This window comes from Methylobacterium sp. E-046 (assembly GCF_022829625.1).
Lineage (GTDB): Bacteria > Pseudomonadota > Alphaproteobacteria > Rhizobiales > Beijerinckiaceae > Methylobacterium > Methylobacterium longum.
The window spans coordinates 1-21,567 of sequence record NZ_JAKSYP010000063.1 but is presented as its reverse complement, the minus strand read 5'-3'; the positions used below and the strand labels follow the sequence as shown (position 1 = coordinate 21,567).

Genomic DNA, 21,567 nt, shown 5'->3' with positions numbered 1-21,567 from the left:
CGCATTCCTGTCGGTGTCTCGCTGTGCCCAGCGCGGGCGACCCGTGCCGGTATGGCAAACGAATGCTTAATCGCAATTTAAAGGTGTATCGCCCGCGGCCGGTCAGCGAATCCGTCGCCGGCGCCGCGGAGTCCTGAATGGTCGGGTGAGCGGATCGTCTCTGGGATCCGCCCGGGCACAACCGGGGACTGATCGGCTTCGAACCGGTGCGGAACGCACGCGGCTGCGGGCGCCGCGGGTCCGTGCCCTTCACGCGTCGCCAAAGCGCCGACGGCCCGCCCACCACCGCAGTGAGGTTGAATGAATTTGTAGATACAACTTTAAGATAGGATCAACCTTTCAACCACAAAGTGTGCACATCGAAAGCGCCGGGGCACCGGGGGCTTCGTACAGTACCTCAGCAGAGGAATCGCAGATGCGTGACGTTTCCGCCGGATCATTCAGGTCGATCCGAGAGAGGTCTTCGACACGCGGCGTCAGCGTTGCGGCCTTGTTGTTGTGCAGTGGGCTTCCAGGACTTGTCGTCGCGTCACCGGCGCAGGCGCAACTGCTGCGCGGCACGCTGGATACATCCGGCGGCGGCATTCTCGGGACCGGACTCAGCGTCAGCACGAGCGATCCGGGCAGCGGCCTCCTCGGCACCGGCGTGCAGATCGGGACGAGTGGCGGTGGCCTCCTCGGGACCGGACTCAGCGTCAGCACGAGCGATCCCGGCAGCGGCCTTCTCGGCACCGGCGTGCAGGTCGGCACGAGCGGGGCCGGTGTCCTCGGCACCGGGCTGATCGTCGGCACGACCGGACCGGGTGACGGCCTGCTCGGCACCGGTCTCACCCTCGGAACGGCCGGGACAGGCGGCGCGTGCGGCACCTGCGGGACCGGAGGAGGGGGCACCGGCGGCACCGGCGGGGGCCAGGGCGTCTACATCATCACCGGCAACGTCACGCAGGTGCAGGGCCAGAGCGTCGTCACCGATCTTCGGCTCACCTCGTTCTCGGAAATCACCGGCATCGCAGCCAACAACACGAGCGGCCAAGCGGGTCCGAGCGCCATCGGCGGGGACGCGCTGGCCGTCGGATACGGATCGAGCGCATCCGGCACCGCAGCGACGGCGATCGGAACCGGGGCGAGCGCCGGCAATACCGGCGGCGTCGCCCTTGGCTATGCCGCGAGCGCCCAGGGGGTCGGCAGCACCGCAATCGGCACGGCGTCTGCGGCGCTGGGAGACGGCAGCACGGCCCTCGGCTTCGTCGCGGGCGCGACGGGTTCGGGATCCACGGCGATCGGCGCCGCGGCCTCGGCGGCTGGAAACAGCAGCGTCGCGCTCGGAAACGGCGCCGCCGCCAATCAGGCGAACACGGTCGCCATCGGCGCCAACGTCAAAACGACCCGGGCCAATCAGGTCGCGATCGGCAACGCCGGCAACACCTACACGCTGGCCGGGATCGCCTCGCCGGCGAGCGCCGCGGCCCAGAGCGGCGCGACCAATTTCGTGACGACCGACGCCGCCGGGAACCTCGCGGCCTCCGCCTACGGACCGTCGACCATCGCCGGATTGGGCAACCGCATCGACTCGGTGCAGGCTCAGGTGAACAACCTGGAAGCCAAGACGGACGCGGTGCAGCGCTACGCCATCCAGACCCGCAAGGAAGCCCGGCAGGGCGTCGCCATGGCGATCGCCATGGCCACCGCTCCGATGCCCTCTGCGCCCGGCAAGACCACCTGGGCGACGAACGGCGCGACCTACCGGGGCGAATGGGCCGGCGGCGTCGCCCTGGCGCACCGGCTGCCCACCTGCTGTGTGCCGATCGCCATCACCGCGGGTGTCGCTTATGGCGGCGACAATGCACTCGGAGCGCGGGCGGGACTCGCCGGAGAATTCTGACCGGCGCGCCGATCCTCACGGGCCGGGACGCTCCCCGTCCCGGCGGCCTGCGTGACGGCCAGATCGATCGCATCGCTGCGCCGCACGACCACGGCCCGCACCTGCCTGACCCGGATGACGTGACGGAGGAGGGCGCGTCGTCACCGCGGATGGCGGCGCCGGGGCGGCGCCATCCGCTCCGTGCCGGATCATTCAAAGCCGCTCGGACGCCGCCTGCACGAGGGCGAGGAGCCGTCGTCGCTCCTCGGGGTCGCGGATGCGCCGGAACGCCCGCTCCAGTGCCGCGCATTGGCTGGCGAGATCGTCCCCGGGAGCGTCTGACCCGGTCTTCGTCGGCGACGAACGGGCGACGGCGTCGTACAGGCTGGCTTCGGGCACCTGAAGGGCGTCGGCGACGCGCCGCAGCAATCGCTGGAGGCGGGCGCGCTCCGACGCCGCGGCCGTATCCACCCGAGCGAAGCCGACCGCGTGCGCCTCTCCGTCGTCGTGCTCCGCCATCCCGGGTCCGCCGCTGGCCGTGGTTGCTTAGGATCGGATACCCTGGTTGCGAAGTTGCGCAAAATTGTGTTCCTCAGCTCGTATCAAGCTGCAAAACAGCCGGTCGGTGCATGCCGCGAAAGTTACCCAAAAATCTTTTGTGGTCGCAGTCGCTGCCGCTGGCCGCGCTCAGCATCGGCGTCTGGGAAACCGATATCGAGGCTGACCGGACGCGCGGCGATGCGGTCATGGCCCGGCTCTTCGGTTTGTCGGAGGCCGAGGCCGCCGAGGGCGTCGCGATCGCGCGTCTCCTGGCGATCTTCCATCCGGACGATCTAGAGCAGGATCGGGAGCGTCGCCGCCTCGTGGTGGAAGAGGGCGGCGTCTTTGTCTGGGAGCACCGCGTCGTCCCGGCCCAGGGCGTCGTGCGTTGGGTTCTGGCACGCGGATGCTACCAGCGGGATGCCAGCGGGCGGATGTACGGGCGCGGCATCATCCTCGACGTGACGGATAGCCGGAGCGACGGACACACCGACGGGCCGGCGCGGTTCCTGAGCGCGCGCGAGGGGCCGGGCTCCGTCCTGGAGCGCATGACCGAGCGGGCCCTGGAGATCGAGCGCATGGGGCGCGACCTCGATACCGAGGCTGCCAAGTCGATGCGACCGCTGATCGAAAAGCTGCTGCACGAGCTCGGGCGGCAGATCGCGGCGACCCTCGTGCAGGCGCCGCCTTCATCCGAATCGGCCTCCGGACTGACGGTGCACTGACCGCGGCGCTGTTGTCCGGCTCCGCGCCCGCCGCGTCAACGATGCGGAGGGGCTGCGTCCTCCCGATCGGCCGCAGCCTGCACGAGGGTCAGCAGCCCGCGGCGCGTTCCCGGATCGCGGATCAGCGTGTAGGCGTGCAGCAGTGCCACGCAGTCGCAGTCAAGATCGGGCAAGTCATCGCCATCGGCTCGGCCGATCGGGCTGTCGGCATTGGACGGGCTGTACAGAACCGAAGGCGGCACCTGAAGCGCCTCGGCGATCCGCCGCAGGAGTCGGCCGCTGGCGGAAATCCGTGTCGACGCGGGGCCAGGAACATCCTCGCCCTTCGGATCCGTGTCGGGCTCTGATATGATCGGAGGCTGCATCTTCGATCTCATCCGGCCCCCCGGGGTCAACGCACGACAACGCCCAAGACAAGCATTGCTGATTTGCATCGCAGCGCCATCAATAGCGTATAACACGTCGTAGTTGCAAGTGCGCAGCTATAACCACTCTGAATTTTATTGATTTCGCGTTTAGTTGGATTGACATGGGTTAATTGCCTAGCCGCGCCTTTGACGACGGTGGCGACGAGACGGTCGTCCACAGGCCGGTTCGATCGCGGACGCCGACCGTCGACACGCGCAAACACTCCGACGCACCGCGTGCCGGCGTCGAAATCGAATCGCAGCTCCGCGCGATTACCGCGGCGCCGCTTGGTTTCAAGACTGTCGTGAGCCGCGGTCGCCGGAGGTTTTTCTGGAGGCCGTCCTTGTTCATCGGCTGTGTCGCCATCGAACCGGCAGTCGGATCCTTCGATCAATCCTCTAAGGGGCGTCGACAGGGGGCCGGATCGAGCCGTTACTGCACGAGGACGGCCTGATCGCAGCGGGTCCCGTCGACCGTGACATCGGCGTAGCCCAGCCGGATGCCGAGCAACGCCAAAACGTTGTCGAGGATCTGGTCGAGGGTGGGAGTGACGGCGGACAGGACCGGCAGCAGCAGCGGCTTCAGCAGCGTCAACAGGACGAAATCCAGACCATCGACGCTCAGTGACAGGTTCTGGATCAGGCTGCCGGTGAGCGACGTGGTGAGACCCGTGGAGGTGACGCTTCGGGTGACGTAATTCGTGATGTCGCTGTCCGTGAACGTCAGGGTCTGCGGGCTGGGCGAGGCCACGGTGGTGCGGGCCAGTCCCTTCACCCAGATCAGCGGCAGATTGATCAGTGCGGCGGGCTGCGTCAGGTCGGGCGTCGCGGCGCCCACGGCGATCGCCGAGGGCGACACCTTGGCGACCGCCAGCGTGAACAGGCCGGCCTGGGCGTCGAGGGTCACCTTGCGCGGGCTCGCCGCCGACCACGGGCAGGTCACCGACTTCAGCGTCGCCGTCGCAGGTGCGATCTCGGCATAGATCGGGAGGTTGATGCTGCCGAGGCCGAGGGGCGCCGTGATCGTCACCTCGATCAGCAGTCTCGTCTGCGCGGTGTGGATGGTGGCGTTGCCGGTGCCGGGCTGAACCCAGCTCGAGCTCTGACGCCGCTCGCCGACCGCCAGTGTCACCCGCGCGGAGAGCAGGCCCGGCAGTCCGGCGCCAAGATCGATCGCGATCTGGCGCTGCCCGTTGGCGATCGACGCGGCGTCGGTGATGAGCGCGAGCAGGGGGACCTTGGGACCTACGCTGCCGCGCGCCGGGCCGAGATTGGCGGCATCGCCCAGGTCGACGATCTGCGAGACTGGAACCGTCGCGCCCGCGGAGCCAGTCAGGTTGCCGAGGAGTGTGCCGAGCGCACTCAGCACCGGGGCCGCGTTCATCTCGCCGCGCGCCGCCACCTGAAGGGCCGGGATGATCTGGCCGATGCTGGCATTGCTCTGGAGGACGTCGTTGTAGGTCGCCGCCTGGAGGTTGAGGCTGGTCGAGAGCGCGTCCAGGAATCGAAAGGCATCGACGCGGGCCCCCACCAAGGCGTTGTAGTCCATCACGCTGAGCGACAGCTTCGCGCCGAGCATCGCGCCGAGCACTGCGTTGGCGATGCCGCCCTGCAGGGCGACCGTCCCCGAACCGATCGAGAAGGCGACGAACTGGGCCTGCGCCGCCGTGCCGGTGACGCTGATCGGCACGACCGGGGCGAGGCCGACCGCCCGGGCGAAATGCGTGCGCACGGACGTCTGAAGGGCGACGCGGACCGCGTTGGTCGGACTGACGCCCGACTGGAAGCGGCTGGCGGGGGCGACCTGCGTCCTGGCGGCATAGGCGCCCGCCGTGACCACGACCGGGTTCCCCGCGCTGTAGCCGTTGTCGTTGAGGGATTGCCGAGCCAGAGCGTCGGCCCGGCTGGGGTTCGCGGCGGCGAGCATGGCGGCGACGTCGACGGCCCCCTGCGCCTTGCGCCGAGCCTGGACGACCACGCCGAGATCGATGCCGATCGCGCTCACCCCCATCAGCAGGGCGCTTCCGAGCGCGACGATCACCGCGACGTTCCCGCCGCGCTCGCGTCCGAAACAGTCTCTGCGACGCGTGCGCTCCGTTCTCACAGCCCCCCCTTCCGCACGCTGACGGTGCTGCGCAGGACGTGGGGAAGCATCGGAAGCAGGCGCGAGAAGGCGTTGATGCCGAGGCTCGTGGCGTCGAACGTGATGGTGACCGTATAGATCGCGGCATCATTGGGATCGGGGCCGACCTGCACGGCAACGCTGCCGGGCCGGAACATCGCTCCCGAGGCCAAGCTCCGATCGACGGTGCTCTGCGCCAACGATGCGCGCTCCGTGTCCGTCACGCCGGCCACGGAGGCGCGTGCCGCCTCGGCGGCGATCTGGCGGAGGTTGTGGGCCGCTCCGAGGCAGATGCCGAACACCGTGATGCCGGCGAACAGGCACAGGAGCACCGGGGCCACGAGGGCGAATTCCACCGCCGAGCTACCCCGGCGGCAGGTCCATCCAATGCGCGCCCCGCGCCGCAGCAAACGTCGCCAGGCCATCGACCTGCCCTCCGCGTGTGCGCAGCCCGGTGGCTGCACAACCCATGGTGGCGTCTACTTCCTAACCAACGGTTGCATATGTCTTAGAAAACACTACTCAAGACTGCGACAACGTTGGGTTGCACCTTCTTGAAGGTCGCCTTCGCCGTGCTGAGACCGGTATCGTCGAGCAGATCGATGGCGATGAACATCGGTGCCCCGATCACGCTTTCCGCCGTCGCGGCTCGATCGACGGCGGCTTGTCGGGCCATAGAGCGAAACTCGGCGCCCAGGAATCCTCGGTGAACCACTTCGAGGCCGCCCTCGGCCGCGTGATCGGCTGAAAGGATCCCGATCGCCGCGAGCGCCGCTGCACGTCCGAGGCGAAGACTGAACTGGTGGACGGCGACGGCCCGCTTCTGCCCCAGGAGCGCGGTTGCGCTGAGTCCGACGAGGCTATTCGCGATGGAGACGCGAATGATGCAACGGTCCGACGCCGGCATCACAAACCTGCGGATCGAGGATGCAATTATCAGTTGCAGGTCCAGCCGGCCTCGCCAAAATGGTTGAAGACCGAGCCTCGGGCCTCGGCAGGACGTCGCCGCATGTCCGGCTTTCGTCGGCCGGGGATGTCCCGTCTCCGGTCTGCCCGCTGGAGTGCTGTGCGGCAGCTCCGAAGACGCGGGTCGACGAATTCCGCTCCCCTGTACCCCCCACTTTGAGCCTTCCACTGTCCTGCGGCTTGAGAGAACTGGCACGCCTGATTGTCAGCGTCAGAATGGCAGGCCACCAATTTGCACGGGATCAGCACACGCCGGTGACCCAGCCTCGGTCTTGTGCAGCCGCTCGTTGGTTGCTCGTCGTCGATTGGATCGTGCGCCCGACTGTGCTGTCTGACGACCGCGCGAGATACGCCTTCTCTATCAATCGCCGCGGCTTTTGCTCGTACGGGCAAGAAGCAGATGTCGCAGAGGCGACGCAGGTATTAACGCTTTGTTACTGAGCGCGGTCGTGTCAATCACGCAACAGTAGGTTCCCATCGCTATGTACATCTTGCGGTTGCAGGCACCGCCGCGTATGTTTGCGTCATGATTTGAATACGAGTCTTGCAATGCGGAAGCTCAAATCCTTCAGCGGCCAGACCTGCCCTGAAGCATTCCAACTGGCGCTCGACGCGCTCGACGTGATCGGTCGTTGGGAATGGGACGCGGCGACCGACCACGTGCGCGCCGACGGTTTCGTCGCGCTTCTCTTCAACATCGACCCCGAGGAAGCGGAGAGCGGCGTTCCGCTCGCCACCTACAATGCTGCCATCCACGGCGAGGATCGAGAGCGGGCCGCGGCCCAGCTGAGACGCAGCGCCCAAGAGGGCAGCGCATATCTCACCGAGTACCGCGTGATCTCGATCGACGGACGCACCCGCTGGGTGCTCGCGCGCGGCCGGTTCACCAGCGACCACACCGGAAGGCTCCTGGGCGGAAGCGGCATCCTCGTCGACATCAGCCGGATGCGGATGAGCGAGGGCACCTTCAACGAGGTCGAGTCCTACGCGGAGGAAACGCCGCTGGAGCGGGCGGCCGACCATGCCATCGCCGCCCAGTATGCGATCATGGAAATGGCGGATCCGGAGTTGAAGGTCTACGCGGATGCGCTCCTGGTCGCGCTCGGGCGAAAACTGGCGCAACAGGAGGTTCAGAACCGACACCGGCATATGAACTGAACGTCAGACACGACGCCGGATGGCGCCGACGCACCCTCCGTGCGGTCGGGTGCGGACGTGATCCCTGTCGAGGTGGGCGTCTGTCGAGACCGACGGCGTTCGAACATCGCGCGGCTTCGCTGAAGCGCGAGCCCGAGTGCCCCGCGGCGGCCCTGCCGGTCGCGTCGCGGGTTCCGGCGGCAATCCGATTCAGTTCATGTGCCTGCGTCGCTCCTCCGTCTCGCGCTGGGGGAGGCGGCGCCCCACAGCCATGAGCAGTGCATCCGCGAGGATCTTCAGGGTCGGATCCTCCGATTCCACGATCGCCTGCTGCGCGGCGATGAGGAGATCGGCCGCCCGATCCAGGGGCACGCCGCCCGAGGGGACCTCGACGTCGTCGAAGGTGCCCTCGCTCATCCGCATCCGGGTGACGTCGACGAGGATGCCGCCTCCGGCGACCGCCTTGCCGCTACGGTCGCGGGTGAACCGGCCGCGCGCCAGCACCCAGCGCGTCCGCCCATCGATCGAGATGACACGGTACTCGGTGAGATAGGTGCTGCCTTCCTGCGCGCTCCGCCGGATCAGCGACAGAACCCGCTGCCGATCATCGGCGTGGACGGCTTCGACGTAGGAGGTGAGCGGCACGCCTTCCTCCGCCTCCTCCGGCGCGAGATTGAACAGCAGCGCCACGAACGCGTCGGAGCGCACACGATCGGTCGCCGCATCCCAGTTCCACCGACCGATCACGTCGAGGGCGTCGAGGGCGTGCTGGAACGCGTCGAAGTTCGTCTCGACGTCGCGGGGTTTCGACTTGGACATCGCGCAACCCGTCTCCAGACCGAAGGCAGACCCGTGTAGCGAACGCGTTTATACAACCTCAAAAAGAACGTTTCAAACAATGCAACTGTTGCGTGTGGTGCGCTACTGAGCCTCGACGCGTCGGTTCTGGCGCGAGGGTCAAACAACGCTCGTACACCGACGAATCATCGCCGCGCCGGAATCCGTCGACGGACGCACAGGCCCTAAGACAATCGCGAATAGCCGGCGCACCTGCGCTCAGTCGCGGCAGGGCCGATACAGATCAGAGCGGTCGCAGATAATGACAGGTCGAGACGCCGGCGGAAGCCACGGAGGCTGACGTTCATCCCGGAAGGAGCGGCGGCACGTCGAGGCGGCCGCCTGGCGCGCAGGCGCTCAAACGGGCGCGAACGGCGCCCTGATCAGGGTGCCCAAATATCCGAGCGCTGTCTCCGCGCCGCTTGTACAGGCCTTGGGGGATCTGTTCGGTACCGGGCCGTCGGAAAGCCGCGTTTACAGGGCGGCATCCTTGATCCCGGCTGCGGTGCGCGAAACCGCGGAGGTGGGGCGCGTGCTGGTCAGACGCTCGCGCAGGTAGAGCAGCAGTGCGGCGACGAACACTCCAAGGCTACCTCCCGCCGGCGCGGCCAAGAGCGCCAGCAGAAGACCGAGATGCCAACAGACGCTCAGCGCGATGATGGCTCCGATGTATCCGCTTCCAACCAGAACGATGAGGTAGCTTGGCCGTCCGCGCATGTTACCTCCGGCTTTGGGTTTGCTCATCTACAAGTTGCATTCTGCACGAGCAAACGAATTTTGTACGTAGCGTGTTCCCAGATTAGCGGCGACGCGTTCGAGAGAGATTAACCGCCACGCTCGCGTGAAGGGGGGATGGCGGTCAGCCCGGCGCGGCCACCCGCGGACCCGGCACCGCGCTCTCGTCGATTGCGCACACCACGGCGCCGGGCCCGTCGGCACCGAATCCGGGTGCCGCCCCGTGTGTGTGGCCCGGCCGCCGGGCGCGGGGGCCATCCGCTCTGAGGACCGGGCCGCGGGGGGCACCGTCCACGGGACAGATGGCCGGAACGATGCGCGAAAGCGTACCGCGCCGGTTGCGCGCCCGCGCGATGCCGGCATACGACCCGCTGTGACAAACCCTTGTGCCGCCGGAGCGCGGCCGCTGTCCGAGGAGACGATCCATGAGTGAGACCCGGGATCGCACCGCCCTGGTCACGGGTGCCGCCCGCGGCATCGGACGCGCCGCCGCGGCGCTGTTCCTCGCGGAAGGCTGGCGCGTCGCACTCCTCGACATCGACGGGCCCGGCGTCGAAGCGGCGACCGCCCGCCTGGACCAGCCCGAGCGCACCCTGGCGGTGACGGCCGACGTTTCCGATCCGGCGGCCGTGGCCGCCGCCATGCGGCAGGTCGCGGATCGGTTCGGGCGCCTCGACGCGTTGGTCAACAATGCCGGAATCGCGATCTTCAAGCCGCTGACGGAGACCACCTTCGAGGACTGGTCGCGCGTCCTCGCGGTGAATCTGTCGGGACCGTTCCTGTGCACGCAGGCGGCCATCCCGCTCCTCGCCGAGCGCGGCGGCGCGATCGTGAACATCACCTCCATCTCGGGCCTGCGCGCCTCGACGCTGCGGACGGCCTACGGCACCAGCAAGGCGGCGCTGGCCCAGCTCACGAAGCAGCAGGCGGTCGAGCTCGGACAGTTCGGGATCCGCGTGAACGCGGTCGCCCCGGGTCCGGTGGACACGGCCATGGCTAAGGCCGTCCACAGTCCGGAGATCCGCGCGGATTACCACGACGCCATGCCGCTCGGACGCTACGGACTGGAGGCGGAGCTCGCCGAGGCGATCGTCTTCCTCTGCTCGGACCGCGCCGCCTTCGTCACGGGTCAGCAGCTCGCCGTCGATGGTGGGTTCGAGGCGACCGGCATCGGGCTCAAGACGCTGCGACGGGAGCGGCGGGACTGAACGGTCGCCGGGTCGCAGGAGATCCGGCACGAGACCATCGGAGCCCGGATATCTCGACGGCCCGCCGGCCGTGCGACGGCGCCCCGCGGTCAAATCCCGGGTGGTGCCGTCAGAGTCTGGTGCTCTCATCGACGGGACTCGGCCCCAGGGGCACCAGGAAGGCCGCGCCGACGCCGCCCTCGATCTGCCGGGTCACCGTCGCGCGGTGACGACCGACGGTGATCGGCTGCCCGATCTGAAGCCGCTCCTGGATGAGCAGTGCGACGCCGGATGCCGAGAGGTTGATGATGTGCGCATGCACCGACACCCCGTCTCCGAGCACGACCTGAACGGCGGTATGTTCGGGTACGACCCGGCGGCTGACGCGGACAGAGTTCGACTGTCGGGCCTGCTGCTGGCTCAGGGCGATCAGGCGACGCGCGATCGAGCCGGGCGACGGGTTCTGTCCCGTGACGCGAACCGCGAAGTCGCACTGGTTCGCGCGGATGACCATCGCTTCGAGACGACCGACATCCCGGATGTTGCACGTCAACGGATGATCGACGTGCGGCGTGACGATCGACTTCAGCTGGATGCCCATCGCCGAGACATCGACGGTCACCGCGTGGAACTCGACGCCGTCGGCCCCCCAACAGAGGGCCGGAAGAGCGACAGAATATCGGGGAGATGATCGACGGTCGGGCACGGCCGGATGACCGCTACAGTACTGCCCTCGACACAACAAGCGGAGAGATCGCGCCTGCGGCGATAACCGTTGTCCGGCAGCTGTATTAACGCTGATCTACAATCATAGGCTGCAGAGCCGACGCTCGGCTCCCGTCCTAGGCCCGCCGCAGCAGGCCGGGCGCGCGGAAGTCCGACGTGCGGCTCTGGGAGCCGCTGCCCCGGGAAGCGGAGCCCCGCGGATCGGCGAGACGGATCTGATCGATCAGGAGCGGCCTGGCGTAGTAGTATCCCTGGGCACAGCGGATCTGCGTCGCCCCGAGGAGGTAGGCGACCTCCTCGTAGGTCTCGACGCCCTCGGCGACCACCGACATGCCGAGGGCCAGACCGAGGGATTCGATGGCCTTCAGGACGATCTGACTGCGCGGCCGCTTGTCGATGTCGGTGATGAAGGAGCGGTCGATCTTCAATTCGTCCGCGGTGATCTCCGCCAGGGCCGCAAGCGACGAGTAGCCGACGCCGAAATCGTCGATGGAAACCCGGGCTCCGATGGCTCGGATGCGGGGCAGGACCTCGCTCTGGAAGCGGCCCTTGGTGAAGAAGGCCTCCTCGGTGAGTTCGAGCACGAAGCGCGGGGCCATGCCGGTCTCGCCCAGGGCGTCGCAGAAGGCGGCCATGAACGGGACGTCGCAGGCCTGCTTCGCGGCGATGTTCAGGCTCACGGACACGTCCGGCCCGAACACCTCGTCGATGTCGGGCATCGCCTGCACGGTCTCGGCCAGAACCTGGAGCGTGATCTCGTTGATCAGGCCGAGCTCGATGGCGAGCTCGATGAAGTCGCCGGGGGCCTGGATCATGCCTTGCTCGTCGCGCCAGCGCAGGAGCACCTCGACGCCGAGCACGGCATGCGTGCGCATGTCGACCTTGGGCTGGAACGCGCAGCAGAAGCAGCGGTCCCGGATCGCCAGCCGCAGGCGCTGCTCCACCGCCATGCGGGCCGTGGCCGCATGGCTCATCGTCTCCTCGAACAGGCTGACGCCGCCCTTCACCCCGCCCTTGACCCGGTACATGGCATTGTCGGCCTGCCGGCGCAGAACCTCGTAGGTGGTTCCGTGCTCGGGGTAGAGGCTCAGGCCGATCGACGCCGAAGCGAAGATCTCGTGGCCGTCGATGAAGAACGGCTGCTTCAGACGTTCGGAGATGTCGAGCACCGCCGAGAGGGTACTGTCCTTGTCGGCGATCGGATTGAGCAGCAGGACGAATTCATCGCCCCCGATCCGGGCGAGGAGGTCGCTCGGGCAGAGGGCGCCGCGGATCCGGTCGGCGACCTTGCGCAGGAGCGCGTCGCCGGCCGCGTGGCTGTAGTAGTCGTTGATGTGCTTGAAATTGTCGAGGTCGATAAAGGCCAGGGCGAACCGCGCCTCCGGGGTTGCCTCGGCGATCAGTTCCTCGATGCTCTGCTCGAACATGGTCCGGTTGGGCAGGCCGGTGAGCGCGTCGATGAAGGCCCGCGCGATCAGATCGCGCTGCATTGTGTGGTGATGCGTGACGTCGGCGATCGTGGTGAGCGTGTAGCTCTCCCGCTCGGCCGAGACCAAGCGCGTCGAGGTCTCGACCACCTGCGTGCCGACCTCCTCGACGCAGATCCGGTCCGGCCGTTCGAGGGCGGACGCCGACAGGTCGTCGACGAGCTCGCTGCCGAGCGCCCGCGCGGCCGCGTTCGCCAGGATGCAGACCCCCTGATCGTCGTGGACCACGACGCCCACCGGGAGCGCCTGGATGGCGGCTTCCAGCAGGCTCCGCCGGTGACTCGGCGCGACGTCGCTCACGCTCAGCTCTGCTGCCAGAGGGCCTTCGCGGCGCGCAGACCGGTCTCGGCCGGCGCCTCGGCGGCATCCAGGGGACGCCGGAGCAGGCGCCGGTGCACCTGTTCGAGCGCGGCGCCGTTGCCGTCGGCGCCCGGCTCGCGGGCGAGGCGCGCCAAGCCGGTGAGATCCGTGTCGCCGCCGCCCGACTTGCTCATGGTGGCACCCCGCCAGCGCTCGACCACGGCGCCCACGAAGGCCGCACCGGCGATCATCTCGCCCGACCCCGGAGTGCGCCCGCTGATGTCGTTGCGCGGCTGCCGCTCCGGGGGCAGCGGATGGAACTTCATCCGCGCCGGCATCGGCACGCCCTCGCCGAAGGCGATGACCTCGCCGGTGCCGAGGGACGGCACGAAGCTCAGGAGATTCACGGCATCCGAGACGGCCGCCGCCAGGAAGGCTTGGTCGCGGTCGTTGGTCATCCGCATGGCGAACAGGGTGCTGCACTGGGACATGATGGTCGCGTCGAGTTCGGCCGGCCGCTGGGTCACCAACCCGAGGAAAACGCCGTGCTTGCGCCCCTCGCGGGCGATCCGCGACAGGGCGCGGCGCGTGGGCGTGAAGCCGATGGAGCGGTCGGCCGAGGCGTAGCGGTGGGCCTCCTCGCACACGAAGAGGAGCGGTATCGCGCCCTCGCTCCAGATGCCGAACTCGAACGCCATACGGCACAGGACGCAGACGACGGCGTCGATCACCTCCATGGGCAATCCTGCCAACTGCATGATGGTCATCGGGCGCCCGTCCGGTTCAAGCCGGAACAGGTGCGCCACGATCTCGCCCATCATGTCGCCGCCGACATTGGCGTTCTCGAACATGAAGCCGTAGCGGGGGTCGTTGCGGATCGCCTCGATGCGGGTGATCAAGCGGTGGTAGTGCATCCGCGAGACGCGGTTCTCCAAGCGTCCCATCCGCTCGTCGATGAGCGAGATCAGGTCCTGCAGCATGTAGGGAACCGGCGTGTCGACGGTGTACCCGGCGCTCTTGCCGATGGACCGCTTGACGATCTGCCGGTCACTCGCCTCCTTGTACTGGACGTACTTGCTCTTCGCGAGCGGGATCACCTCCGCCAGGATCTCGATTTCCTCGTCGATCGCCGGGCGGCCGCCGTAGATGACGTCGGCGATCTCTTCCAGGTTGAAGAGCCAGAACGGCAGCTTGAGATTGTGCGGGCTGATGATGCTGGCGCGGTCGCCGAAGCACGAGGCGTACTCGTTGTGCACGTCCAGCAGGAAGATCCGCACGTCCTGCCGCGTACGCAGCACTTGGTCGAGGATGACCGCGACGCCGCTGGACTTGCCCACCCCGGTCGTGCCGAGGACGGCGAAATGCTTCGTCAGCAGATCCTCCACCTTGATGCAGGCCGGCGTCTCGGGATCCTGGTAGAGGGCGCCGACCGTCGCCGTGCGCGATCCCGTAGCTTGGTAGACGACGCGCAGGTCGCCGGGCGGGAGCAGATCGACCGCGTCGCCGATCGCGGGATAGCAGGCCACGCCGCGCTGGAAGCTCTTCGCCCCATCCTTCAGGACGATCTCGCCGAGGAGATCGAGGCTCGCGACGGCGCCGGGCTGGCCACCGGCCCCCGACGCCAGGGTCGTGATGATACCGATCAGGTCTGCGGCGCCCGCCTGGATCCGGACGAAATTGCCGACGGTGACCCGCACGTTCGGCCGGCCGTTCTGGCCGGCAAGCGCAAGATGCACCTTCGACCCTTCGATCGAGGTCACCGAGCCCAACCGCGACGCCAGAACGCCGTTCCGGTTGTCGCCGTCACCATTCACCATCGTCCATTCCCCGGCCAACATCGGAATTGGCCTGAAGCTGGACGAGTCTCATTAAAGAACCGACAAAAACCGCCGATGCGGCCAGCGATGCTTAATGTTAAGCTTACACACTCGGATGAAAAACGGCTTGTCCGTGTGAATACACGCCCTCACGGCACGTGCCATCCTCGGTTGTATCGATCGCTCTTCAGGCACAACAACCCGTAAGCGATATCGGCGAAGCGAAGCGATACCGGCCGACCTCCGGTTAGCTGGAGCGGGTGACGTCGAAGTGCTCGCGCATCCAGCACTCGCCGGAGATCCGCGCGCCGTTCGACGTCACGAACGCGTAGGGCGATTCTTCCACGATCGCGCCGCCGCGGGCCCGTATGAGCCAGCGGTAGCATCGCGGGTCGTCCGCACACGGGACAATCTCGACTGTATGGGCGCGCACTGACATCGTCGACATAAGGCATTAACGGCTGAGCCGGGCTTTTCGCTCCAATCGCGCCGCGCGGAGGGTTACTGAAGTTCGGCCGGCGACCGCCCCATGGCCCGCAGGCTGGAACCTTCCGAGCCGCGTTCCTGTTCGGGCGGGTTGACGCGAGGCGGTGCAGACATCAACCCGGAGAGATGGAAACGGCATGCCGATCAAGGCCCTGAACGACCGCAAGAAGCTGTCCAACGAATTCAACGACGCCCATGACGAGTTCATCGACGCGGTGCTGGAGGCGTTCCGGGACGGGACGTTACCGCTCGATCTCGCCCGCGCGTATCTCGCGCATCCCGTCGCCATGATGCACACCGACGGCGCCCAGGCGGTGGCCGACTACTTCGCGCGCATCCTCGCGCAGCGGCCGAACATCGACTGGACGCCGGGCAGCTGATCACCACACCGGCAGAAGCCGGGGGAAGGACCGACGATGACGACCGACGAGATCGAGGATCTGAACCGTGCCCGCGCCGCGCTGGCGCGCCAGAGGAACGCCATTTCCCGACGCCTGGGCGGACTCGACGTGGCGCCGATCTCCATGGCCGAGGACCTGACCCGCACGCTGCTCGCCATCGAGGCCGTGGACCGTGCGCTCGTGGATGCCGGGCAGCCGCACGTCGACATCGGCCACATGCCGGAGGTGTAGAGGCGCGGTCCGGGCCCGTACCGGGAGCTTGCGTCGCCCTCCCGCGCGGGCGTACAGCCGCGGGTGCTCCGAGGAGAACCGACGATGACCGACCGCCTGCCCGGCTTCAACACGCTGGCGATCCACGCGGGCGCCGCCCCCGATGCCGCGACGGGCGCGCGGGCCACGCCGATCTACCAGACCACGAGCTTCGTGTTCGACGATGTCGATCACGCCGCCTCGCTGTTCGGGCTTCAGGCCTTCGGCAACATCTACACGCGGATCACCAACCCGACGAATGCCGTGCTGGAGGAGCGCATCGCAGCGCTGGAGGGCGGCACCGCGGCCTTGGCGGTCGCCTCCGGCCACGCCGCCGAGTTCCTCACCATGCATGCCCTGATGCAGCCGGGCGACGAGTTCGTCGCCTCCAACAAGCTGTATGGCGGCTCGATCAACCAGTTCAACCATTCCTACAAGAACTTCGGCTGGTCGGTGGCCTGGGCCGACAACGACGATCCGGCCTCGTTCGAGGCGGCGATCACGCCGCGCACGAAGGCGATCTTCTGCGAATCGATCGCCAATCCGGGGGGCGTCATCACCGACATCGCGGCGCTGTCGCGGATCGCCAAGAAGCACAACATTCCGCTCGTCGTCGACAACACCATGGCGACGCCGTACCTGATCCGGCCCTTCGAGCACGGGGCCGACATCATCGTCCACTCGGCCACCAAGTTCCTCGGCGGCCACGGCAACTCGATCGGCGGCCTGATCGTCGATGGCGGCTCGTTCCAGTGGGCGGGCGACGCCCGCTACCCGATGATGAGCCAGCCACGGCCGGAATATTCCGGCATGGTTCTGGCCGAGACCTTCGGCAATTTCGGATTCGCCATCGCGTGCCGGGTGCTGGGCCTGCGCGACCTCGGGCCGGCCCTGTCGCCGTTCAACGCATTCCTGATCCTCACCGGCATCGAGACCCTGCCGCTGCGGATGCAGCGCCATTCCGACAACGCGCTGACGGTGGCGCGGCACCTGTCGACGCATCCGGCGGTGTCTTGGGTGAGCTATCCGGGCCTTGAGAGCGACCGCTATCACGAGCTCGCCCGGCGCTACACGCCGAACGGGTGCGGCGCCGTCTTCACCTTCGGGCTGAAGGGTGGCTACGACGCTGGCGTGAAGCTCGTCTCCAGCCTGCAGCTGTTCTCGCACCTCGCCAATATCGGCGACACGCGCTCGCTGATCATCCACCCGGCCTCGACCACGCACCGCCAGCTCACCGACGCGCAGAAGACCGCCGCCGGCGCCGGACCCGACGTGGTGCGGCTGTCGATCGGCCTGGAGGATCCGGCGGACCTCATCGAGGATCTGGACGCCGCGCTCGTCGGCTGAGGGGTGCTCGCCTCCTGGGGCAGCGCCGTCGTCGCCAGTACGGTGACGCTGACCGGGCTTACGCCAGGATGACGCCGCCGCGCTGACCGCGTTGTGCGCGTCGCGCTCGCGACGGCGACGGCGACGGTGCGGAGATGCCGAACCGATGCCGGCCGCCGCGCGCGGGCGCGGCGACCGGCTGGAGGCTCAGAACGCGTCCGCCATCAGCGCCATGGTGCTCTCCGAGCCGGCCTTGATCCGCGAGAGGCGCAGGCCCGTCTCCGGCAGCATCCGCTCCATGAAGAACCGGCCGCTCGTGAGCTTCGACTCCCAGCGCGGGGAGGGCGCCTCGGCATGGTTGGCCAGTGCCGCCTTGGCGATCCGCGCCCACATGTAGCCGAGGGCCACGAGACCGAAGAGGTGCATGAAGTCGGTGGCGCCGGCGCCGGCATTGTCGGGCTTCGAGAATGCGTTCTGCATCAGCCACATGACGGCGCCCTGGAGGTCGTTCACTCCGGCCTGGAGCGGCGTGGTGAACGGCGCCATCGCGGGATCCTCGCCATGGTCCTTCAGGAAGGTCTGGACCTCGCCCAGGAAGGCCATCATGGCCCGGCCGCCGTCCTTGGGCAGCTTGCGGCCGATCAGGTCCATGGCCTGGATGCCGTTGGCGCCCTCGTAGATCATGGCGATGCGGGCATCGCGCACGAACTGCGACATGCCCCATTCCTCGATGTAGCCGTGACCGCCAAGCAGCTGCTGCGCCTCGACGGCGTTGGCGAACCCCCGATCGGTGAACACGCCCTTCACCACGGGGGTCATCAGCCCGAGCTGATCGTCCGCGGCCTGGCGCTCCTGAGCATCCTCCGAGCGGTGCAGGATGTCGGCCTGGAGGGCCGTCCAGAGCATCAGCGCCCGGGCCGCCTCGTTGAAGGAGCGGATCTGCAGGAGCGTGCGGCGCACGTCGGGGTGGACGATGATCGGATCGGCCGCCTTCTCGGGCGCCTTCGCGCCGGTCAGCGCCCGGCCCTGGAGACGGTCCTTCGCGTAGGCGGCGGCGTTCTGGTAAGCGACCTCGGACTGGCCGAGCCCCTGGACTCCCACCGCCAGCCGCGCCTCGTTCATCATCACGAACATGGCGTTGAGGCCGCGATTCTCCTGTCCGACCAGCCAGCCGGTGGCGCCGTCGTAGTTCATGACGCAGGTGGCGTTCCCGTGGATGCCCATCTTGTGCTCCAGGGAGCCGCAGGACACGCCGTTGCGGGCTCCGAGCGAGCCGTCCTCGTTCACGAGGAACTTGGGCACGACGAAGAGCGAGATGCCCTTCGTTCCGGCGGGCGCGCCCTCGATGCGGGCGATGACGAGATGGACGATGTTCTCGGCGAGGTCGTGCTCGCCGGCCGAGATGAAGATCTTGGTGCCGGTGAGGCTGTAGGAGCCGTCGCCGTTGGGCACCGCCTTGGTCTTGAGAAGCCCGAGATCCGTGCCGCAATGCGGCTCGGTGAGGTTCATGGTGCCGGTCCAGGCCCCCTCGACCATCTTGGGCAGATAGCGCGCCTTCTGCTCCTCGGTCCCGTGGACCAGCAGCGCCGCCATCGCGCCCTGGGTCAGGCCGGGATACATCCCGAAGGCGAGGTTGGCGCCGGAGGTGAATTCCTGGATGGCGGTGTTGAGGGTGTGGGGCAGGCCCTGGCCGCCATAGGCCTCAGGCACCGAGAGGCCCATCCAGCCGCCGGTCGCGTAGGTGTCGTAGGCCGCCTTGAAGCCGCTGGGTGCGCGCACGGTGCCGTCGGTCTCCCGGCGGCAACCCTCGACGTCGCCGGTCCGGTTGAGCGGGGCCAGCACCTCCTCGGAGAGCTTGGCGCCCTCGCGGAGGACCGCCTCGACGACGTCCGGGGATGCGTCGGCGAAGCCGGCCAGGTTGTCGCGGGCGTGGAAGCCCAGCACGTCGTTGAGGAGGAACAGCGTGTCTTCGACCGGTGCACGATACTGCGGCATCTCTGGCATCCCCAGTGTGCGGGCCTCTCGGAGCGGCCCGCAGCGGTTGCGCCATGTAACCGTCCGGCGCCCTCCCGAGCAACGGCTCGGCCTCGCTGCATGGCGACGCAAGGCCGGCCGGCGGCGGGCAATCGGGTGGCAACGATTACCGCACCCGCCACCCCTTAACCTCGTGTTTACCAAGAAAGTTAATGGTCACGCTCGAACGATCCGATGCGCGCGTTCCGTGGATACCGATCAGCGGTTCCCGCTCCGCACCCAGGATTGGACGCCGAACTGCCGACGATAGGCCCCCGATGACCAGCACCGCGATGCCGCAGCTCGACAGTTTCGATCCCGAGGTGCTCGACGCCGCCCGGGACGTGGCGGCGCGGGCCGGCGTGCCGCTGGAGACCTGGATCGCCTCGGTGGTCCCGCAGTCGAAATCCGGCGGTCCGGGCAACCGCCGCCAGCGTCGCCGTCACCGGGCCGAGCAGCTCGCCCAGCCGATGCCCCGATCCGACGTCGCCCCGGAGCTCGACCGGCAGGTCGGCGCGTCCGGCGTCGCGGAAACCTACGGTGACGGCCTGGCCGCACTGATCCACCGTCTCGAGGGCCTTGACCGGGCCCTCGATGAGGAACGCCGCAGCGTGCAGAATGCCGAGTCGCGGCGCCTGGCCGAGATCGAGGCGCGGATCGAGCGCGCCCTGAAGGCGGCCCCCGTGCAGGAGGTGACCGAGCGCCTGGGCGACATCGAGCGCCGCATGTCGCAGCTCGGCGAGCAGGTCGCCGCCACCCGCCAGCCCGGCCGTCGCGGGCGCCCCGCCCCGGGCGACATCCGCAGCGCCGTGCAGGACATCCGCCAGCGGCAGCGCGAATTGTCGACGACCGCGGCCTCGCCGGCCGATCCGGATGGCGGCGTCGTCGCCAGCATGCGCATGGACCTTGCCCGCCGCCTCGAGGCGCGGATCGAGGAGGTGGCCGGGCCTTCCGCCGCCCTGGCCGAGCTTCAGGACGAGACCGTGCGCCTGCGCGAGGCGATCACGCAGCTCGCCACGAGCCGGGACATCGTCGCCCTGGAGGAGGCGGTGATCTCCCTGGCGAGCGGCGTCGAGCGGGCGCAGGCCGGCACCGACCTCACCGCCATCGCGGCGCCGATCGAGCAGGTGCGGGCGCAGGTCGAGCGCTTGGCCGAGGAAGTCGCCGAGAACGTCCACAGCCGCGTCGCCGAGGATGTCCGGCGCCTCGCGGAGCGCCTGGACAGCGTGGCGGCGACCGGAGCCGCCGGCCGGGACGACCACACGCTGACCGGTCTCTTCGGCGAACTCGAGGAGATCCGCCGGCTGATCGGGGCACTGGCCGGTCCCGAGCGCATCCAGGGGCTCGCGCAGAGCCTCCAAGCCGTCAGCGCGCAGATCGCCGAGCTGCAGCGGGTCGGCACGAATCCGGATCTGCGGCCGCTGCTCGAGGAGATTCGCAGCGACGTGAAGTTCGCGGCGCCGGCGGCGCTCGCCGGCCAGATCCAGGCGCTTGCCGAGAAGGTCGACCTCCTCTGCGCCCGTGAGGACTGGGCCGAGCACGCCGCCGACGGGGACATGTCCCGCCCCGGCGAGATGGCCTCGATCCACGCCATGCTGCGCAACCTCGCCGAGAAGGTCGATCAGGTCGGCAGCCGCTCGGAGCACGAAGGGCTCGACGCCCTGGAGAAGCAGGTCGTCACCCTGGCGGGCCGCCTCGACGCGCCGCACAGCGCCGATCCCGCCCTGGCCGGCCTCGAACGGACCATGGGTGACCTGCTGCGGCAGGTGACGGCCCTCCGGGAGGCGGCGCCCAGCGAAGCCGCCGTCGAGCGCGCCGCGCGCAACGCGGTGGCCGAGACTCTGCAGGGCTCCGGCATCGCCGCCGCGGAGACCGGCGAGATCGGGCTCCTGCGCGCCAGCCTCGCGGACATGCAGGCACGGCAGGTCGCCTCCGATCAGCGCCTCGGCGCCACCCTTGAGGGCGTCCAGTCCGCCCTCGAACGCCTCCTCGTCCGGCTCGGCCCCGCCGAGGCGATCACGGCGCGGGCTCCGTCCCTCGACGAGCGGCTGATGTCCTCGACCAGCGCGGAGGTGGCCCCCGTCCCCGCCGAAGGCCGGATCGTGGCACGCCGCGACGTCGCGGAGACCCCGCGGATCGCCGACGATCTGCTGGAGCCCGGCAGCGGCCGCCCGGGCCGCGAATCGCGCGGCGGACGCGAGTCGTCCGCGCGCCGGTCCGGCACGGAGCGCCCGACGGCTGAGGC

18 protein-coding genes and 1 pseudogene are annotated in these 21,567 nt (G+C 68.5%); 8 read left to right on the top strand and 11 right to left on the bottom strand.

Features of this window, described 5'->3' with window-relative positions; genetic code table 11:
* Positions 1–490: 490 nt before the first annotated feature.
* On the top strand, positions 491–1,882 hold the full coding sequence (locus MKK82_RS03990; RefSeq protein WP_238292271.1) for a hypothetical protein: 1,392 nt from the start codon (positions 491–493) through the stop codon (positions 1,880–1,882).
* Between the two features lie 192 nt (positions 1,883–2,074).
* Here the strand turns inward: MKK82_RS03990 and MKK82_RS03985 are convergent, their stop codons facing one another.
* Positions 2,075–2,380, bottom strand: a complete 306-nt coding sequence (locus tag MKK82_RS03985; protein ID WP_238292269.1) for a hypothetical protein — start codon at positions 2,378–2,380, stop codon at positions 2,075–2,077.
* 110 nt (positions 2,381–2,490) lie between these two features.
* Between MKK82_RS03985 and MKK82_RS03980 the strand changes: the two genes are divergently transcribed.
* Positions 2,491–3,126, top strand: a complete 636-nt coding sequence (locus MKK82_RS03980) for a PAS domain-containing protein (protein ID WP_243984706.1) — start codon at positions 2,491–2,493, stop codon at positions 3,124–3,126.
* Positions 3,127–3,161: 35 nt separating this feature from the next.
* Here MKK82_RS03980 and MKK82_RS03975 read toward each other — a convergent pair whose 3' ends face one another.
* From MKK82_RS03975 to MKK82_RS03960, 4 genes are all read right to left on the bottom strand, one after another.
* Entirely contained in the window at positions 3,162–3,560 is a 399-nt protein-coding gene (locus MKK82_RS03975) for a hypothetical protein (protein ID WP_243984704.1), read from the bottom strand.
* Between the two features lie 406 nt (positions 3,561–3,966).
* Positions 3,967–5,574 carry a TadG family pilus assembly protein gene (locus MKK82_RS03970; protein WP_238292263.1) on the bottom strand — a complete coding sequence of 536 codons (1,608 nt, stop codon included), beginning with the start codon at positions 5,572–5,574 and terminating at the stop codon, positions 3,967–3,969.
* A 59-nt stretch (positions 5,575–5,633) separates the two neighbouring features.
* Positions 5,634–6,080 carry a TadE/TadG family type IV pilus assembly protein gene (locus MKK82_RS03965; protein WP_238292261.1) on the bottom strand — a complete coding sequence of 149 codons (447 nt, stop codon included), beginning with the start codon at positions 6,078–6,080 and terminating at the stop codon, positions 5,634–5,636.
* Between the two features lie 83 nt (positions 6,081–6,163).
* A complete protein-coding gene (locus tag MKK82_RS03960) occupies positions 6,164–6,562 on the bottom strand; it encodes a hypothetical protein (RefSeq protein ID WP_238292259.1) in 399 nt (132 codons plus the stop codon).
* A 608-nt stretch (positions 6,563–7,170) separates the two neighbouring features.
* On the opposite strand from MKK82_RS03960, the gene MKK82_RS03955 reads away from it, so the two are divergent.
* A complete protein-coding gene (locus tag MKK82_RS03955; RefSeq protein WP_238292257.1) occupies positions 7,171–7,779 on the top strand; it encodes a PAS domain-containing protein in 609 nt (202 codons plus the stop codon).
* 189 nt (positions 7,780–7,968) lie between these two features.
* On the opposite strand, the gene MKK82_RS03950 is transcribed toward MKK82_RS03955, so the two are convergent.
* Together MKK82_RS03950 and MKK82_RS03945 are read right to left on the bottom strand one after the other, a co-directional pair.
* The gene (locus tag MKK82_RS03950; protein WP_243984703.1) at positions 7,969–8,577 is read right to left on the bottom strand and encodes a PAS domain-containing protein; all 609 of its coding nucleotides are present in this window, start codon (positions 8,575–8,577) and stop codon (positions 7,969–7,971) included.
* Between the two features lie 492 nt (positions 8,578–9,069).
* On the bottom strand, positions 9,070–9,312 hold the full coding sequence (locus tag MKK82_RS03945) for a hypothetical protein (protein WP_238292253.1): 243 nt from the start codon (positions 9,310–9,312) through the stop codon (positions 9,070–9,072).
* A 443-nt stretch (positions 9,313–9,755) separates the two neighbouring features.
* Here MKK82_RS03945 and MKK82_RS03940 point away from each other — a divergent pair, with 443 nt between their 5' ends.
* Positions 9,756–10,538, top strand: a complete 783-nt coding sequence (locus MKK82_RS03940; protein WP_238292251.1) for an SDR family NAD(P)-dependent oxidoreductase — start codon at positions 9,756–9,758, stop codon at positions 10,536–10,538.
* A 109-nt stretch (positions 10,539–10,647) separates the two neighbouring features.
* On the opposite strand, the gene MKK82_RS03935 is transcribed toward MKK82_RS03940, so the two are convergent.
* The 3 genes from MKK82_RS03935 to MKK82_RS03925 form a co-directional block, all read right to left on the bottom strand.
* On the bottom strand, positions 10,648–11,223 hold the full coding sequence (locus MKK82_RS03935) for a PilZ domain-containing protein (protein ID WP_353959822.1): 576 nt from the start codon (positions 11,221–11,223) through the stop codon (positions 10,648–10,650).
* 136 nt (positions 11,224–11,359) lie between these two features.
* Positions 11,360–13,030 (bottom strand): putative bifunctional diguanylate cyclase/phosphodiesterase, encoded by a 1,671-nt coding sequence (locus tag MKK82_RS03930; protein WP_238292247.1) that lies wholly within the window; start codon positions 13,028–13,030, stop codon positions 11,360–11,362.
* A gap of 2 nt (positions 13,031–13,032) precedes the next feature.
* Positions 13,033–14,847: an ATP-binding protein gene (locus MKK82_RS03925; RefSeq protein WP_238292245.1), complete on the bottom strand. Its 1,815-nt coding sequence runs from the start codon at positions 14,845–14,847 to the stop codon at positions 13,033–13,035.
* 623 nt (positions 14,848–15,470) lie between these two features.
* Between MKK82_RS03925 and MKK82_RS03920 the strand changes: the two genes are divergently transcribed.
* From MKK82_RS03920 to MKK82_RS03910, 3 genes are all read left to right on the top strand, one after another.
* A complete protein-coding gene (locus tag MKK82_RS03920) occupies positions 15,471–15,713 on the top strand; it encodes a hypothetical protein (protein WP_238292243.1) in 243 nt (80 codons plus the stop codon).
* 36 nt (positions 15,714–15,749) lie between these two features.
* Positions 15,750–15,965 (top strand): hypothetical protein, encoded by a 216-nt coding sequence (locus tag MKK82_RS03915; RefSeq protein ID WP_238292240.1) that lies wholly within the window; start codon positions 15,750–15,752, stop codon positions 15,963–15,965.
* 84 nt (positions 15,966–16,049) lie between these two features.
* Positions 16,050–17,330 carry an O-acetylhomoserine aminocarboxypropyltransferase gene (locus MKK82_RS03910; RefSeq protein WP_238292238.1) on the top strand — a complete coding sequence of 427 codons (1,281 nt, stop codon included), beginning with the start codon at positions 16,050–16,052 and terminating at the stop codon, positions 17,328–17,330.
* 186 nt (positions 17,331–17,516) lie between these two features.
* Here MKK82_RS03910 and MKK82_RS03905 read toward each other — a convergent pair whose 3' ends face one another.
* A complete protein-coding gene (locus MKK82_RS03905) occupies positions 17,517–19,304 on the bottom strand; it encodes an acyl-CoA dehydrogenase C-terminal domain-containing protein (RefSeq protein WP_243984701.1) in 1,788 nt (595 codons plus the stop codon).
* Between the two features lie 296 nt (positions 19,305–19,600).
* On the opposite strand from MKK82_RS03905, the pseudogene MKK82_RS03900 reads away from it, so the two are divergent.
* A pseudogene (locus MKK82_RS03900) lies at positions 19,601–21,567 on the top strand (hypothetical protein); the annotation flags it as partial.